The 18,204-nt window shown below is 74.4% G+C and carries 3 protein-coding genes; all 3 read left to right on the top strand.

Going from position 1 to position 18,204, the window contains the following annotated elements; translation table 11 throughout:
• Positions 1-1,861, top strand: a 1,861-nt coding sequence (locus ACFYR3_RS43110; protein ID WP_389287771.1) for a beta-ketoacyl reductase, incomplete at its 5' end; no start/stop codon positions are given.
• 357 nt (positions 1,862-2,218) lie between these two features.
• Complete coding sequence (locus ACFYR3_RS43105; protein WP_389287769.1) at positions 2,219-17,728, top strand: type I polyketide synthase; 15,510 nt, start codon at positions 2,219-2,221, stop codon at positions 17,726-17,728.
• A gap of 195 nt (positions 17,729-17,923) precedes the next feature.
• Positions 17,924-18,204 (top strand): polyketide synthase docking domain-containing protein (locus tag ACFYR3_RS43100; RefSeq protein ID WP_389287773.1); only part of this gene is annotated, 281 nt, incomplete at its 3' end.

The raw sequence follows: 18,204 nt of genomic DNA, 5'->3' as shown, positions 1-18,204 counted from the left end.
GATCACCGGCGCGCTCACGGAGCACGGCGCCGAGGTCCGTACCCTCGCGGTCGCCGGCGAAAGCCGCGATGAGCTCGCCGCCCGGATCCGCGAGGCCTCGGACGCGGTGGCCGGGGCCCTGCTGCTGCCCGGTGGCGGGCTGACCGACGCGGTGACGCTGCTCCAGGCGCTCGGGGACGCCGGTGTGGCCGCGCCGCTGTGGTGCCTGACCCGGGGCGCGGTCGCGGTGAACTCCGCCGAGCGGCTCGCCGAGCCCGAGCAGGCGCTGGTGTGGGGCATGGGCCGGGTGGCCTCCATGGAGCAGGGCGGGCGCTGGGGCGGTCTGCTGGACCTGCCCGACCAGGCCGACGAGCGGACGCTCGCCCGGCTGGTGGGCCTGCTCGCGGGCGACGGCGCCGAGGATCAGGTGGCGCTGCGACCGGCGGGCCTCTACGGCCGTCGGCTGGTGCGGGCCCGGCTGGCCGACGTTCCGGCCGTACGGGAGTGGAAGCCGCAGGGCACCACGCTCGTCACCGGCGGCACGGGCACGCTGGGCGCGCAGGTAGCCCGTTGGCTGGCAGGCAAGGGCGCCGCGCACCTGGTGCTGGCGAGTCGGCGGGGGCCGGAGGCGCCCGGGGCGGCCGAGCTGCGCGAGGAACTGACCGCGCTCGGCGCCGAGGTGACCGTGGCGGCCTGCGACGTCTCCGACCGCGAGGCGCTGGCCGCGCTCATCGCGGGAATCCCCACCGAGCACCCGCTGACGGCTGTCGTGCACACCGCCGCCGTCCTGGACGACGGCGTGGTCGAGGCGCTGACGCCCGAGCGGATGCGGGAGGTGCTGCGGCTCAAGGTGGACGCCACGCGCCACCTGCACGAGCTGACCCGCGATCTCGACCTGTCGGCGTTCGTGCTGTTCTCCTCCTTCGCCGCCACCTTCGGCGCGCCCGGTCAGGGCAATCAGGCGCCGGGCAACGCCTTCCTGGACGCCTTCGCCGAGCACCGGCGCGCGGCGGGGCTGCCCGCGACCTCGATCGCCTGGGGCCCCTGGGACAGCGCGGCGGGCGACGGCGGGGCGGCCGGCGACCGTATGCGCCGGCACGGCATCCTGGTGATGCCGCCGGAGCGGACGCTGGTCTGCCTCCAGCACGCGCTTGACCGGGACGAGACGACGCTGACCGTCGTGGACATGGACTGGAAGCGGTTCACGCTCGCCTTCACCGCCGACCGGGACCGGCCGCTGCTCCTGGGACTGCCGGAGGCGCGGCGGGTGATCGAGAGCGTCGAGCGGGAGTCCGCCGAGGCGCTGGCCGGTGGCATCCCGCTGGCCCAGCAGCTCGCCGGGCTGCCGGAGGCCGAGCAGGAGCGCACCGTCCTGGAACTGGTCCGCACCGCCGTGGCGGCCGTCCTCGGCCACTCCGACCTGTCGTCGATCGAGGCGGGGCGGGCCTTCAAGGAGCTCGGCTTCGACTCGCTCACATCGGTGGACCTGCGCAATCGCCTCGGCGCGGTCAGCGGGCTGAAGCTGCCCGCGAGCCTCGTCTTCGACCACCCCACGCCGGCCGCCGTCGCGGCCTTCCTGCGGGCCGGGATCGTGCCGGACGCGGCGGCGGGCGGCGCCCCGCTGCTGGAGGAACTGGACAAACTGGAGGCGGTGCTGGAGCACGGCACCTCCGACAACGTCGTACGGGCCCGGGTGACGATGCGGCTCCAGTCGCTGCTGGCGAAGTGGAACGACGCCGGGGACCCGGCGGCCCCCGCGTCCGGTGACGAGATCTCCGACGACAGCGCCCCGGTCGACGTGCTGGACGACGTGGACCGGCTCCAGGACGCCAGCGACGAGGAGCTGTTCGCGTTCATCAACAAGGGTCTGGGCCGCGCCTGATCCGGTGGGCCCGCTCTCTTCCCGGGGGAGCCGGCCCACCTGGCCCGTACCGTGTCGGAAAATGCGGGAGAAATTGCTCGGACTCGGAATGGGAAAGCGTGTTGACGGCGACCTCGATATTGGTCACGATGGTCAGCCACCAGGTATTTTCCCGTAGTGCGACTGCCCCCTAAGCCCCCTCCACCCAGGGGTGCGTAGGGGGCAGTTAGGGGTTGTGGGGGATATCGGGCGCTCAATAGCCTCGCAGTGCGCAGTCGATTCGTCCGCGGGGCGGGCCGGTCGGGCGCGAATTGAATTCCTTGGATTTTCGCACAACGGTTTCCTATGCCGTCTGCCGCAAATGGGTGGTTGCATCAAATGGCGAATGAAGAGACGCTGCGGGACTACCTGAAGCTGGTGACGGCGGACCTGCACCAGACGCGTCAGCGGCTGCGCGACGTCGAGGCGAGGAACCAGGACCCCATTGCCGTCGTCGGAATGGCGTGCCGGTACCCGGGCGGCATCGACTCCCCCGAGGAGTTGTGGCGCCTCGTGGAGGACGAGGCCGACGCGATCACCGGGTTCCCCGCCGACCGTGGCTGGGACATGGAGACCGTCTACCATCCGGACCCCGAGCACCCCGGCACCAGCTACGCCGACCAAGGCGGTTTCGTACGGGACTTCGCGCGCTTCGACCCCTCGCTGTTCGGCATCTCGCCGCGCGAGGCGCTCGCCATGGACCCGCAGCAGCGGCTGCTCCTGGAGACCTCCTGGGAGGCGTTCGAGCGCGCGGGCGTCGACCCGACGGCGATGCGCGGCAAGCAGGTCGGTGTCTTCGTCGGCACCAGCAGCCACGACTACCTGACCGCGCTGCTCAGCTCCTCGGAGAACGTCGAGGGCTACCTCGGCACCGGCAACGCCGCCAGTGTCGCCTCCGGCCGGCTGTCGTACACCTTCGGCCTGGAGGGCCCCGCGGTCACCGTGGACACCGCCTGCTCCTCCTCGCTGGTGGCGCTCCACCTGGCGGTGCAGGCGCTGCGCAACGGCGAGTGCTCCATGGCCCTCGCCGGCGGCGCCACGCTGATGGCCGCGCCCGGCACCTTCATCGACTACAGCAAGCAGCGCGGCCTGGCGACCGACGGCCGCTGCAAGGCGTTCTCGCCCGACGCCGACGGCTTCAGCCTCGCCGAGGGCGTAGGCATCCTGCTCGTGGAGCGGCTGTCCGACGCGCGCCGCAAGGGCCACCCGGTCCTCGCCGTGCTGCGCGGCACCGCCGTCAACCAGGACGGCGCCTCCAACGGCCTCACCGCCCCCAACGGCCCCTCCCAGCAGCGGGTGATCCTCCAGGCGCTGTCCAACGCCCGCCTCACCCCCGACGAGGTCGACGCCGTCGAGGCGCACGGCACCGGCACCGGCCTGGGCGACCCCATCGAGGCCCAGGCCCTGATCGCCACCTACGGCCAGGACCGGCCCGAGGACCGGCCGCTGTGGCTGGGCTCACTGAAGACCAACATCGGCCACGCCCAGGCCGCCGCCGGTGTCGCCGGCGTCATCAAGAGCGTCATGGCCATGCGCAACGGCATGCTGCCGCGCACCCTGCACGTCAGCGAGCCCACCCCGCACGTGGACTGGTCGGCGGGCAACGTCGAACTGCTCACCGAGGCCCGCCCCTGGCCCGCGTACGACCGGCCGCGCCGCATCGGCGTGTCCTCCTTCGGCATGAGCGGCACCAACGCCCACGTCATCCTGGAGAGCGCCCCCGAGGCCGAGGAGACCGCACAGAACGCCTCGGCGGCCGACGGCGCGGGTGTGCTGCCCGTGGTGCTGTCCGGCCGCACCGAGGCCGCCCTGCGCGCCCAGGCCGCCCGCCTCCACGCCCACCTCACGGAGCGCCCCGACGTCGCCCTCGCCGACCTCGCGTACTCGCAGGCCCTCACCCGCGCCGCACTGGACCACCGCGCCGCCGTCGTCGTCCACGACCGCGCCGGTCTGCTCGTCGGCCTGTCCGCGCTCGCCGAGGGCCGGACCTGCGCCGACGTCTTCGAGGGCAGCGCCACCGAGGGCAAGCTCGCCGTCCTCTTCACCGGCCAGGGCAGCCAGCGCCTGGGCATGGGCCGTGAACTGTACGAGACCTACCCGGTGTTCGCCGAGGCGCTGGACGCGGTGTGCGCCCGGCTCGAACTCGCCCGCCCGCTCAAGGACGTGCTCTTCGGTACGGACGCCGCGCTGCTGGACCGCACCGAATACGCGCAGCCGGCGCTCTTTGCCGTCGAGGTGGCGCTGTACCGGCTGGTGGAGTCATGGGGCGTGCGCCCCGACTTCCTCGCGGGCCACTCCATCGGCGAGATCACTGCAGCCCACGTGGCCGGGGTGTTCTCGCTGGACGACGCGTGCACGTTGGTCTCGGCGCGCGGCCGGCTGATGCAGGCGCTGCCCGCGGGCGGGGTCATGATCGCGCTGGAGGCGACCGAGGACGAGGTCGCGCCGCTGCTGACCGAGCGGGTCGGCATCGCCGCCGTCAACGGCCCGCAGTCCGTGGTCCTCTCCGGTGACGCCACCGAGGTCGAGAGGATCGTAGGAGCGTTCAAGGACCGCAAGTCCAAACGCCTCACGGTCAGCCACGCGTTCCACTCGCCGCACATGGACGGCATGCTCGGCGCCTTCCGTACCGTCGCCGAGGGCCTGGTCTACGAAACGCCGGGCATCCCGGTCGTCTCGAACCTCACCGGCGCCCTGGTCTCCGACGAGATGGGCTCGGCCGACTTCTGGGTGCGCCACGTCCGCGAGGCCGTCCGCCTCCTCGACGGCATCCGCTGGATGGAGAGCCGCGGCGTCACCGCCTACCTCGAACTCGGCCCCGGCGGTGTGCTGTCCGGGCTCGGCCGGGACTGCCTGACCGCCACCGGCCCGCGCGCCGCGGCCTTCCTGCCCGCGCTGCGCACCGGCCGGCCCGAGGCGTGGTCGCTCGCCGCGGCCGTGGCCGGCGCCCATGTGCGCGGCCTCTCCCCGGACTGGACCGCCCGCTTCCGCGACACCGGGGCCCGCCGGGTGGAACTGCCCACGTACGCCTTCCAGCGCGAGCTGTACTGGCCGCGCGACCCCTTCACCGACTTCACCGACCCCGTCGCGGGCGGCGAACTCTCCGCCTCCGACGCCAAGTTCTGGGAGGTTGTCGACAGCGCGGACCTCGCGCGCTTCGCCGACACCCTCGGTGTCTCCGGCGACGAACCGCTCAGCGGCGTGCTGCCCGCGCTGTCCGCCTGGCACCGCCGCAACCGCGACCGCGACACCGTCGACGGCTGGCGCTACCGCGTCACCTGGAAGCCGCTCACCGACACCGCCGCCGGTCCCGTCACCGGACAGTGGCTGCTGGTCGTGCCCGCCGCACACGCCGACGACCCGTGGGCCGGCGCCGCGGCCCGTGTCCTGGCCGCGCGCGGCGCCCAGGTGACCACCGTCACCGTGGACGCCGCCGACGAGGACCGCGACGCTCTCACCGCCCGGCTGCGCGAGCTCCTCGCCGACGCCGAGGCGCCCGCCGGAGTGCTGTCGCTGCTCGCCCTCGACGAGCGCCCGCACCCCGTGGACGGCGCGCTGCCCGCGGGGTTCGCCGCCACCACCGCCCTCGTCCAGGCCCTCGGCGACGCGGGTGTCGAGGCACCGCTGTGGGCCGCCACCCGCGGCGCCGTCTCCACCGGCCGCGCCGACCGCGTCGCCGCACCCGCCCAGGCGCTCGTCTGGGGTCTCGGTCGCACCGCCGCACTCGAACTGCCCACCCGATGGGGCGGGTTGATCGATCTGCCCGAGCAGCCCGACGAGCGAGCCGCAGGCCGGCTCGCCGACGCGCTCGGCGGTCTCGGCGACGAGGACCACCTCGCCGTACGCTCCACCGGCACCTTCGTACGCCGACTGGCCCGCGCCCCGCGCGAGGAGCGGCCCGCCGAGTGGACCACCGGCGGCACCGCCCTCGTCACCGGCGGCACCGGAGCGCTCGGCCGACACGTCGCCCGACTGCTCGCCCGCGCGGGCGCCGACCGGCTGCTCCTGGTCGGCCGACGCGGCCCCGAGGCCCAAGGCGCTGAGGAACTCGCCCAAGAACTGGCCGAGTTGGGCGCCGAGGCGACCTTCGTCGCGTGCGACGTCACCGACCGCGACGCCGTCGCCGCCCTGCTGGCCGGCATACCCGCCGAGCATCCCCTCACCACCGTCGTGCACGCCGCCGGCGTCCTCGACGACGGCGTCCTGGACGCCCAGACACCCGACCGCCTCGCCGGCGTGCTGCGACCCAAGGCACACGCCGCCCAGATCCTGCACGAGCTGACCCGCGAGCTGGACCTGTCCGCCTTCGTGCTGTTCTCCTCCGTCGCCGGCGTCCTCGGCGCCGCGGGCCAGGCCAACTACGCGGCCGCCAACGCCTACTTGGACGCCCTCGCCGAGCAGCGCCGCGCCGACGGCCTGCCCGCCACCGTCGTCTCCTGGGGCGCCTGGGCCGAGGGCGGCATGGCCACCGACGACCTCGTCGCCGAGCGTCTGCGCCAGGCCGGACTGCCAGTTCTCGCCCCCGAACTCGCCCTGAACGCGCTGCGCACCAGCCTCGCCCTGGACGAAACGGCCTGCGTCGTCGCCGACTTCGACTGGTCGCTGCTCGCCCCGGGCCTCACCGCGGTGCGTCCCTGCCCGCTCATCGCCGACCTGCCAGACTCCGTGCAGGCCCTCGCCACCGGCGAGTTGGCCGGCCACGCCGGCGGGACCGCCGACACCCTCGCGCGCCGCCTCGCCGAGGCACCGGCCGGCGAACGCGACGAACTGGCCCTGGAGTTCGTCCGCACACAGGTCGCCGTCGTTCTCGGACACGCCGGACCGCAGTCCGTGGACCCCGCCAGCGCCTTCCGCGACCTCGGCTTCGACTCGCTGACCGCCGTGGAGATGCGCAACCTGCTGTCCTCCCGCACCGGACTGCCGCTCCCCGCCACCCTGATCTTCGACTACCCGAACGCCTACGCCCTGGCCGCCTTCCTCCAGGGCGAACTCCTCGGCACGCACGGCGGATCCGCCGTCGCGCAGGCCCCGGTCGCCGTCGCCGACGACCCCATTGCCATCGTCGCGATGAGCTGCCGCTTCCCCGGCGGCGTGGCCACCCCCGAGGACCTGTGGCGGCTCCTGGCCGAGGGCCGGGACGCCGTCTCCGGCTTCCCCACCGACCGCGGCTGGGACCTCGACGGGCTGTACGACCCCGAATCCGCCACCGAGAACACCACCTACGTCCGCGAGGGCGGCTTCCTCGCCGGGGCCACCGACTTCGACCCGGACTTCTTCGGAATCTCGCCGCGCGAGGCGCTGGCCATGGACCCGCAGCAGCGGCTGCTCCTGGAGACCTCCTGGGAGGCGTTCGAGCGCGCCGGCATCGATCCGGCCACTGTGCGCGGCGAGCAGATCGGCGTCTTCACCGGCACCAACGGCCAGGACTACCTCAACCTCATCCTCGCCGCCCCCGAGGGCGTCGAGGGCTTCCTCGGCACCGGCAACGCCGCCAGCGTCGTCTCCGGACGCATCTCCTACGTGCTCGGCCTGGAGGGTCCGGCGGTCACCGTCGACACGGCCTGCTCCTCCTCGCTGGTCGCGCTGCACTGGGCGATCCAGGCGCTGCGCAACGGCGAGTGCTCCATGGCCCTCGCCGGCGGTGTGACCGTCATGTCCACCCCCGCCTCCTTCATCGACTTCAGCCGCCAGCGCGGGCTGGCCGAGGACGGTCGCATCAAGGCCTTCGCCGCGTCCGCCGACGGCACGGGCTGGGGCGAGGGGGTCGGCATGCTGCTCGTGGAGCGGCTGTCCGACGCCCGGCGCAACGGCCACCCCGTGCTCGCCCTCGTCCGGGGCTCGGCCGTGAACCAGGACGGTGCCTCCAATGGTCTGACCGCGCCCAACGGTCCGTCCCAACAGCGCGTCATCCGCGCCGCGTTGGCCAGTGGTGGTCTCACCTCGTCCGACGTGGACGCGGTCGAGGCGCACGGCACGGGTACGCGGCTGGGCGACCCGATCGAGGCCCAGGCCCTGCTGGCGACGTACGGCCAGGACCGGCCCGAGGGCCAACCCCTCCACCTCGGCTCCATCAAGTCCAACCTCGGCCACACCCAGGCCGCCGCCGGTGTCGCGGGCATCATGAAGATGGTCCTCGCCATGCGGCATGGCGTGCTGCCGCCGACCCTGCACGTGGATGAGCCGACGTCGCAGGTCGACTGGTCGGCCGGTGACATCTCGCTGTTGACCGAGTCGGTGGCGTGGCCGGAGACGGGTCGTCCGCGTCGTGCGGGTATTTCTTCTTTCGGTATCAGTGGGACGAACGCACACACGATCGTGGAGCAGGCGCCGGAGCCGGTGGCCGAGGCGGGGTCGCCGGTGTCGGAGCGGCCGGTTCTGCCGGTGCGGCCGGTGCCGTTCCTGCTGTCGGCGAGGAGCGCGGAGGCGCTGTGCGGTCAGGCGGCCGCGCTGCGTGATCATCTGGCGGACAGCCCCGGGTTGCGTGCCGCCGACCTGAACGGTCTGGGCTTCTCGCTGGCGACTGGGCGTTCGGTGTTCGAGCGTCGTGCGGTTGTGGTGGCTGGTGATCGGGAGGGGCTGCTGGCCGGTCTGGCCGGTCTGGCGCAGGGCGCCGGTGCGCCGGGGGTGGTGACGGGTTCGCCGTTGTCGGGGAAGACCGCGTTCCTGTTCACGGGGCAGGGGAGTCAGCGGCTGGGTATGGGGCGTGAGTTGTATGCCGGGTACCCGGTGTTCGCCGACGCCTTCGACGCGGTGTGCGCGCACCTCGACGTTGATGTGCCGCTGAAGGACGTGTTGTTCGGCGAGGACGCCGAGTTGTTGAACCGTACGGAGTTCGCGCAGCCTGCGTTGTTCGCGGTCGAGGTGGCGTTGTTCCGGTTGTTCGAGTCGTGGGGTGTGAAGCCGGACTTTGTTGCCGGGCACTCGATCGGTGAGATCGCGGCTGCGTATGTGGCTGGGGTGTTCTCGCTGGAGGACGCGTGCCGACTGGTGTCGGCGCGTGGTCGGCTGATGCAGGCGCTGCCCGAGGGCGGGGTGATGATCGCGCTCCAGGCCACTGAGGCCGAGGTCACGCCGCTGCTGTCGGAGCGGGCGAGCATCGCGGCGATCAACGGCCCACGGTCGGTGGTCATCGCAGGTGACGCGGATGAGGTCGAGAGGATCGCTGGATCGTTCGGCGACCGCAGGTCCAAGCGCCTCACCGTGAGCCACGCCTTCCACTCGCCGCACATGGACGGCATGCTCGACGACTTCCGTGCCGTGGCCGAGGAGCTGACCTACGAGCTGCCGAAGATATCGGTGATCTCGAATGTGAGCGGTGCTCTCGCTTCGGAGCAGTTGACGCAGCCCGAGTTCTGGGTGCGTCACGTCCGTGAAGCGGTCCGCTTCGCCGACGGCATCCGCGCCCTGGAGACGGCCGGTGTCACCACATACCTCGAACTCGGCCCCGACGGCGTCCTGTCCGCCATGGCCCAGGACTGCGTCGAGAACGCCGACGCCGACGCCGCTGTCTTCGTTCCTGTCCTCCGCGCCGGACGCGACGAGGCGGACACTCTTACCACCGCCCTCGCCCGAGTCCACACCCACGGCACACGCGTCGACTGGGCCGCGTACTTCGCCGGCACGGGTGCACACCGCGTGGACCTCCCCACGTACGCCTTCCAGCGGCAGCGCTATTGGCCCGCCGTGACGGCGTACCACCTGGGCGACGTCGAGGCGATCGGTCTCGAGGACACCGGGCACCCGTTGCTGAGTGCGGGCGTGGCCCTGCCCGAGTCCGACGGCATGGTCTTCGCCGGACGCCTCGCCCTGGACACGCACCCGTGGCTGGCCGACCACGAGATCCTCGGGAGCGTGCTGCTGCCGGGAACGGCGTTCGTGGAGCTGGCGGTTCGGGCCGGTGACCAGGTGGGCTGCGACCACTTGGAGGAACTGACCCTGGAGGCCCCGCTGGTGCTGCCCGCGCGCGGCGGAGTCCAGCTGCGGGTGTGGGTCGGTGCCGCCGACGCCTCCGGGCGCCGCCCGGTCGCGCTGCACTCCCGCGCCGAGGGGCTCGCGGCCGAGGAGCCGTGGACCCGGCACGCCTCCGGTGTGCTCGCCGAGGGCGCGCGCGGCCCGGCCGGCTTCGACCTGTCGGCCTGGCCGCCGGCCGGAGCCACCGAGGTGCCGCTGCAGGAGCGTTACGACGAGCTGGACTCGATCGGGTTCGCGTACGGGCCGACGTTCCGGGGCCTGCGCACCGCCTGGCAGCGTGACGGCGAGGTCTTCGCCGAGGTGCGGCTGCCGGAAGGCGCGCAGGAGGAGGCGGGCCGGTTCGGTCTGCACCCGGCGCTGCTGGACGCGGCCCTGCACACCATCGGGTTGAGCGGCGTCGGTGCCGACGACGGCCTGGGCCGACTGCCGTTCGCCTGGAGCGGGGTGTCCCTGCACGCCGCGGGCGCCGCGGCGCTGCGCGTCCGGCTCGCCCCGGCCGGCGCCGAGGGCGTACGCCTGGAGATCGCGGACGCCGCCGGAGCCCCGGTCGCGCTGGTCGAGTCGCTCGGGCTGCGCCCGGTCTCCGCCGACCAGTTGCGTGCCGCCCGAGCCACGCACCACGAGGCGGTCTTCCACCAGGAGTGGACCACGCCCGCCGGCCTCGGCGAGCCCGTGGCCGCCCGGTTCGCGCTGCTCGGCTCCGACGGAATCGCGCTGCCGGACGCGCCGCGACACACGGACCTGGCGACCCTGGCCGCCGCCGTGGAAGCGGGGGAGCCCCTGCCCGACGAGGTCGTGGTCGGGCTCGCGCCGGGCTCGGCCGACCCGGCCGCCGTGCATGCCGCCGCCCACACCGCGCTCGACCTGGTGCAGCGGTGGTTGGCCGAGGACCGGTTCGCCGACTCCCGGCTGGTGGTCGTCACCCGGGGCGCGGTCGCCACCGGGCCCGACGCCGAGGTCATCGACACGGCCGCCGCCACTGTGTGGGGTCTGCTGCGCTCGGCGCAGACCGAGAACCCGGGCCGGATCGCCCTCGTGGACGTGGACGCCACGGATGCCGCCGCGGGCGAGGCCCTGCGGGTGGCGCTCGGCACCGACGAGGAGCGGTTCGCGCTGCGCGTCGGCGAGGTGCTGGTGCCGCGCCTGTCCCGGGTCGCCGCGCTCGACCCCGAGCACGCCGATCCCGCCCGTACGCCCGCCTTCGGGCCCGGCGGCACCGTCCTGGTCACCGGCGCCACCGGCGCGCTGGGCGGTCTGGTGGCCCGGCACCTGGTGACCCGCCACGGTGTGACGCGGCTGCTGCTCGTGGCCCGGCGCGGGGCCGAGGCCCCCGGGGCCGCCGAACTCGTCGCCGAACTGGCCGAGTCGGGGGCGACCGCCTCCTGGGCGGCCTGTGACGTCGCGGACCGCGACGCACTGGCCGCGGTGCTCGCCGACATCCCCGCCGAGAACCCGCTGACCGCCGTGGTGCACACCGCCGGTGTGCTGGACGACGGTGTTTTCACCGGGCTCACCCCCGAGCGGCTCTCCGCCGTGCTGCGGCCCAAGGTGGACGCGGCCCGGAACCTGCACGAGCTGACCCGCGAGCTGGACCTGACGGCGTTCGTGCTGTTCTCCTCCACCTCCGGCGTTTTCGGCGGACCGGGCCAGGCCAACTACGCGGCCGCCAACGCCTACCTGGACGCCCTCGCCACTCACCGCCGCGCCCACGGGCTGCCGGCCACCGCCACCGCCTGGGGCCTGTGGGCCGTCGCGGACGGCATGGCAGGCGCCCTGGACGCCGCCGACGTCAACCGGATGCGCCGCGCCGGACTGCCGCCGCTGACGGCCGAGGACGGCTTGGAGCTGTTCGACACGGCAGTGGCCCTGGACGAGCCGGCCGTCGCCTTGATGCGCGTCGACGCCGAGGCGCTGCGCGCCCAGGCCTCCGCCGGAACCCTGTCCCACCTGCTGCGCGGACTCGTCCGCGGGGTCGCCCGGCGCACCGTGGACCAGTCCGCGGGCGCGGCCGGCGAGCCCGAGCTGCGCGGCCGGCTGGCCGCCCTTCCGGCCGCCGAGCAGGAGCGGGTGCTGCTGGACCTCATCCGGGCCCAGGTCGCGGCCGTACTCGGCCACACCGGTGCCGGGTCCGTCGAGTCGTCCCGGTCCTTCAAAGAGCTCGGCTTCGACTCGCTGACCGCCGTCGAGCTGCGCAACCGCATGAACGCGGCGACCGCGCTGAGGCTGCCCGCCACCCTGGTCTTCGACCACCCCGAACCGGCCGCGCTCGCCCGGCACCTGCGCACCGAACTCGTCGGCGACGGCACCGCCGCCGAGGGCACCCCGGCCGCGCCCGCGACCGCCGCGCCGGCCGACGACGAGCCCATCGCCATCGTCGCGATGAGCTGCCGCTACCCCGGCGACGTACGCGCCCCCGAAGATCTGTGGCGGATGCTGACGGCGGGCGCCGACGGCATCACCCGCTGGCCCGAGAACCGCGGGTGGGACACCGAGGCTCTGTACGACCCGGACCCGGAGAGCCAGGGCACCTCCTACGCCCGCGACGGCGGATTCCTGCACGACGCCACCGAGTTCGACGCGGACTTCTTCGGCATCTCGCCGCGCGAGGCCCTCGCCATGGACCCGCAGCAGCGGCTGCTGCTCGAGACCACCTGGGAGGTCTTCGAGCGCGCCGGCATCGCCCCCTCCTCGGTGCGCGGCAGCCGCACCGGCGTCTTCGCCGGTGTGATGTACCACGACTACGGCGCCCGGTTGCACGCGGTCCCGGACGGCGTCGAGGGCTACCTCGGCACCGGAAGCTCCAGCAGCATCGTCTCCGGCCGTGTCTCCTACACCTTCGGCCTGGAGGGCCCGGCGGTCACCGTCGACACGGCCTGCTCGTCCTCGCTGGTCGCGCTGCACCTGGCCGCGCAGGCGCTGCGCAACGGCGAGTGCTCGCTGGCACTCGCGGGCGGTGTCACCGTGATGTTCACACCCGGCACCTTCATCGAGTTCAGCCGGCAGCGAGGTCTCGCCGCCGACGGGCGCTGCAAGTCCTTCGCGGCCGCCGCCGACGGCACCGGCTGGGGCGAGGGCGCGGGCATGCTGCTGCTGGAGCGGCTGTCCGACGCCCGGCGCAACGGCCACCAGGTCCTGGCCGTCGTGCGCGGCTCCGCCGTCAACCAGGACGGTGCCTCCAACGGCCTCACCGCCCCCAACGGCCCCTCCCAACAGCGGGTCATCCGCGCCGCCCTCGCCAACGCGGGCGTGGGCGCCGGAGAGGTCGACGTGGTCGAGGCGCACGGCACGGGTACGACGCTCGGCGACCCCATCGAGGCGCAGGCGCTGCTCGCCACGTACGGCCGGGAGCACACCGACGAGCGGCCGCTGCTGCTGGGCTCGGTGAAGTCCAACCTCGGCCACACGCAGGCCGCTTCGGGCGTCGCCGGTGTCATCAAGATGGTCATGGCGATGCGCCACGGCGTGGTCCCCAAGACCCTGCACGTGGACGAGGCGACCCCGCACGTGGACTGGTCGGCGGGCGCGGTCTCGCTGCTCACCGAACAGGTCGCCTGGCCCGAGACCGGCCGGCCGCGTCGCGCGGGCGTGTCCTCCTTCGGCATCAGCGGCACCAACGCGCACGCCATCATCGAGCAGGCCCCCGAGCCGGATCCCGCCCCCGGGGTCGATCCCGCTCCCGCTCCCGGGGCGGAGCCGACCGGGCAAGTCACGCCGGTGACGGTGACTGTGCCGCCGGAGACGGTGCCGTTGGTCGTGTCGGCGCGCGGCGAGGACGCCCTGCGCGCCCAGGCCCGCAGGCTCGGCGCCCACGTACAGGCGAATCCGGAGCTGCGGCCGGTGGACCTGGGTCTGTCCCTGGCCACCACCCGCTCCGCGCTGGAACGGCGTGCCGCGCTGCTCGCCGGCGACCGGGACGAACTGCTGGCCGGATTGCGTGCGTTGGCGCTTGGCGAACAGGCTCCCGGGGTGCTGCGAGGTACCGCCCGTGAGGGCCGTACCGCCTTCCTGTTCACCGGACAGGGCAGCCAGCGTCCGGGCGCGGGCCGCGAACTGTACGCGGCCCACCCGGTCTTCGCCCGTGCCCTGGACGAGGTCTGCGCCGAGCTCGACCGCCACCTCGAACTGCCGCTCCAGAGCGTGCTGTTCGGCGAGGACGCCGAGGTTCTGAACCGGACGGAGTACGCGCAGCCCGCGCTGTTCGCGATCGAGGTGGCCCTGTTCCGGCTCGTCGAGGCGTGGGGCGTCCGGCCCGACGTGCTCTGCGGCCACTCGATCGGCGAGATCGTCGCCGCGCACCTGGCCGGGGTGCTCTCCCTGCAGGACGCCTGCGAACTCGTCGCCGCGCGGGGCCGGTTGATGCAGGCGCTGCCCGAGGGCGGCGCGATGACCGCGATCCAGGCGACCGAGGCCGAGGTCGCGCCGCTGCTGACGGAGAACGTGAGCGTCGCGGCGGTCAACGGGCCGCGGTCCGTGGTGATCGCGGGTGACCCGGACGAGGTGGAGAGGATCGCCGGATCGTTCGAGGACCGCAGGTCCAAGCGCCTCACCGTCAGCCACGCCTTCCACTCGCCACTGATGGACGGCATGCTCGCCGACTTCCGCAAGGTCGCCGAGAGCCTCGTGTACGAGACCCCGGTCGTCCCCGTCGTCTCCAACCTCACCGGCGGCCTCGTCACCGACGAGCTCACCGACCCCGACTTCTGGGTGCGCCACGTGCGCGAGAGCGTCCGTTTCCTCGACGGCGTGCGCGCCCTGGAGGATTCCGGCGTCACCAGCTATCTGGAACTGGGCCCGGACGGCGTGCTGTCCGCGCTCGCCCAGGAGTGCGTCACCGGCGACGGCGCGGTGTTCGTGCCTCTGCTGCGCGCCGGCCGACCCGAGGCCGACACCGTCACCACCGCCCTGGCCCTCGCCCACGTCCACGGCACGTCCGTCGACTGGACCGCGTACTACGCGGGCACCGGCGCCCACCGGGTGGAGCTGCCCACCTACCCGTTCCAGCGCAAGCGCTACTGGCTGGACGTGGGCGTCTCCGTCGAGGACGTCCTGGCGGCCGGCCTGGACGGTGCGGACCACCCGCTGCTGGGCGCCAGCGTCGAACTGCCCGCCTCCGACGGGCTGGTGCTCACCGGCCGGCTCGCCGTCTCCGTCCAGCCCTGGCTGGCCGAGCACACGGTCGGCGACACCGTGGTGCTGCCCGGCACGGCCCTCGTGGAACTGGCCCTGCGCGCCGGCGACCACGTCGGCTGCGACGTACTGGACGAGCTCACCGTAGAGGCGCCGCTGACCCTGCCCGAGCGGGGAGCCGTGCAGTTCCAGCTGGCCGTGGCCGGTGCCGACGACACCGGGCGGCGCGCCCTGACCCTGCACTCCCGGCGCGCCGACGGCCCCGCCGAGGAGCCCTGGACCCGGCACGCGGCCGGCGTCCTGACCGCGCAGGCCCCCGAGGCCCCCGCGGCGGACCTCAGCCAGTGGCCCCCGACCGGCGCCGAGGAACTGCCCGTCGACGGGTTCTACCCGGGCGCGGCCCTTGCCGGACTCGGCTACGGTCCCGGCTTCCAGGGCCTGCGGGCGGCCTGGCGGCGCGGCGAGGAGGTGTTCGCCGAGGTCGCGCTCGACCCGTCGTACGCGGCCGACGCCGACGCCTACGGACTGCACCCCGCACTCTTCGACGCGGCCCTGCACGCCCTGGGCCTGGCCACCCCCGGCGCGAACGCCGACGCCCCCGCCGAGGGCGCCCGGCTGCCCTTCGCCTGGACCGGCGTACGGCTGTACGCCACCGGCGCGACCGGGCTGCGCGTGCGGCTGGCCGCCGCCGAGGACGGCGGCGTCGCACTCGACCTGGCCGACCCCACGGGCGCGCCCGTCGCCACCGTCGGCTCGCTCGTGCTGCGCCCGGTGCCCGCCGGAGGTCTCGGCGAGGGCCGCTCCGCCCACCACGAATCGCTGTTCGCCGTCGACTGGGCCGCGCTGCCCGGCACAGGGACCGCGCCCACCGACGGGCGCTGGGCGGTGCTCGGCGAGGACCCGGGCGCCTTCCACGCCGGCGACCGGCCCGTCGAGACCCACGCCGACCTCGCCGCGCTGCGCGCCGCGCTGGCGGCGGGCGCCCCGGTCCCCGAAACCGTCGTCGTCCCGCTCACCCCCGCCGTCACCACCAGCGGCCGGGCTGCCACCGCCCGGGCCGCCGCGCACGGCGCGCTCGACCTCGTCCAGCAGTGGCTCGCCGAGGAACGCCTCGACGGCTCCCGACTGGTGCTGCTCACGAGCGGCGCGGTCGCCGCCGAACCGGGCGAGCCCGTCACCGACCTGGTCCACACCCCGGTGTGGGGCCTGGTGCGCACCGCCCAGTCGGAGAACCCCGGCCGGTTCGTGCTCGTCGACACCGACGGCACCGACGCCTCCGCCGAAGCGCTGGCCGCCGCCCTGACCGGCGACGAGCCGCAGCTGGCCCTGCGGGCCGGTCGAGCGCACGCCTTCCGACTGCGCCGCGTGGCCCGCACCGACCACAAGGCGCCCGCACTCGACCCCGAGGGCACGGTCCTGGTCACCGGGGCCACCGGCACCCTCGGCCGGATCTTCGCCCACCACCTGGTGGCCGAACGGGGCGCCCGCCGGCTGCTGCTGCTCAGCCGACGGGGCGAGCAGGCCCCGGGTGCGTCCGAACTCGCCGCCAGTGTCGCGGAGTTGGGGGCATCGGTCACGTGGGCCGCGTGCGACGCGGCCGACCGGGACGCGCTCGCGGCGGTGCTCGCCGGCATCCCCGCCGAGCACCCGCTGACGGCGGTGGTGCACACCGCGGGCGTCCTGGACGACGGCATCATCGACTCGCTCACCCCCGAGCGCCTGGACACCGTGCTGCGGCCCAAGCTCGACGCCGCCTGGAACCTGCACGAGCTGACCGAAGGACACGAGCTGAGCGCGTTCGTGCTCTTCTCCTCGGTCGCCGGCTGCTTCGGCGCACCGGGGCAGGGCAACTACGCGGCGGCCAACAGCTTCCTGGACGCCCTCGCCCAGCACCGCAGGGCCCGCGGACTGACCGCGACCTCGCTGGCCTGGGGCCTGTGGGCCGCCGAGGACGGCATGGCCGGCGCCCTCGACGAGGCCGACCTGGCCCGCATGGCCCGCTCCGGAGTGGCCGCTCTGGCGCCCGAGGAGGGACTGGCCCTCTTCGACACTGCGCACACCCTGGACGACGCCGTCCTGGTGCCCATGCGGATCGAACCAGCCGCCCTGCGCGCCCAGGCGGCCGACGGCACCCTGCCGCCGCTGCTGCGCTCCCTCGTGCACCTCCCGATGCGCCGGGCCGCCGCCGACCCCGGGACCCGTAGCGGCACCGGGTCCGGCACGGAGACCGGCGGCTCCCTCGCGGACCGGCTGGCCGCCCTGCCGGTCACCGACCGCACCCAGGCCCTCATGGACCTGGTGCGCACCCAGGTCGCCGGCGTCCTCGGCCACACCAGCGCGGACGACGTCGACCCGGCGCGCGGCTTCCTCGACCTCGGCTTCGACTCGCTGACCGCCGTCGACCTGCGCAACCGGCTCACCGCCGCCTGCGGGCTGCGCCTGCCGGTCACGCTGATCTTCGACTACCCCTCGCCGGAGGCGCTCGCCGGATACCTCGGCGAGCGGCTGGGCACGGACGACACCCCCCGGCGGGCCGTCCACACCGAGCTGGACCGGCTCGAATCGATCCTGTTGGGCGTCGGCCCCGACGACGAGGACGCCGCGGGCATCACCGCCCGACTGCGCGACCTCCTGGCGAAGTGGAACGAAACGCACAGTGCACCGGACACCGATGCCCAGGACCGCTCGATCGAGTCCGCCACGGCCGACGAGATCTTCGACCTGCTCGACGACGAACTGGGCCTGTCCTGACCGGCACCGGCCCGGCCGGCAGCCTGCCGGCCGGGCTCCGGGGCGGGCAGTGAGCGGGCCCCCGGTGACGGGGCGGCACCCGGCCGTCCTCACCGGCCCCCTCCGGGCGGCCTCCAGCGGCCCCTTCCTGATGACTTTCCTGATGACCCACCTGCTCCGCGCGAGCATTCCGACCAAGACCACGGGGATGGCGTAATGGTGAACGAGGAGAAGTACCTCGATTACCTCAAGCGGGCGACGACCGACCTCCGTGAGGCGCGGCGACGGCTGCGTGAGGTCGAGGAGCGCGAGCAGGAACCCATCGCGGTCGTCGCGATGAGCTGCCGCTACCCCGGTGGCGGGGGCACCCCCCCACCCCCCGGGGGGGGGGGGGCGGGGGGGGGGGGCGCGGCCCCCCCCCCCCCCCCCCCCCCGGGGCGGGGGGGGGGCCCCCGGCCCGCCCCCCGCCCCCCCGCGGGGCCCGACGCCGACGCGAA

It is taken from the genome of Streptomyces sp. NPDC005784, assembly GCF_042871525.1.
In the GTDB taxonomy this organism is placed as follows: domain Bacteria; phylum Actinomycetota; class Actinomycetes; order Streptomycetales; family Streptomycetaceae; genus Streptomyces.
This window is presented reverse-complemented; position numbering and strand designations above follow the sequence as displayed.

What these genes read in the sequence shown, in the direction of transcription:
- ACFYR3_RS43105 (WP_389287769.1), top strand. Translation starts at nt 2,219, where the DNA reads ATGGCGAATGAAGAGACGCTGCGGGACTACCTGAAGCTGGTGACGGCG.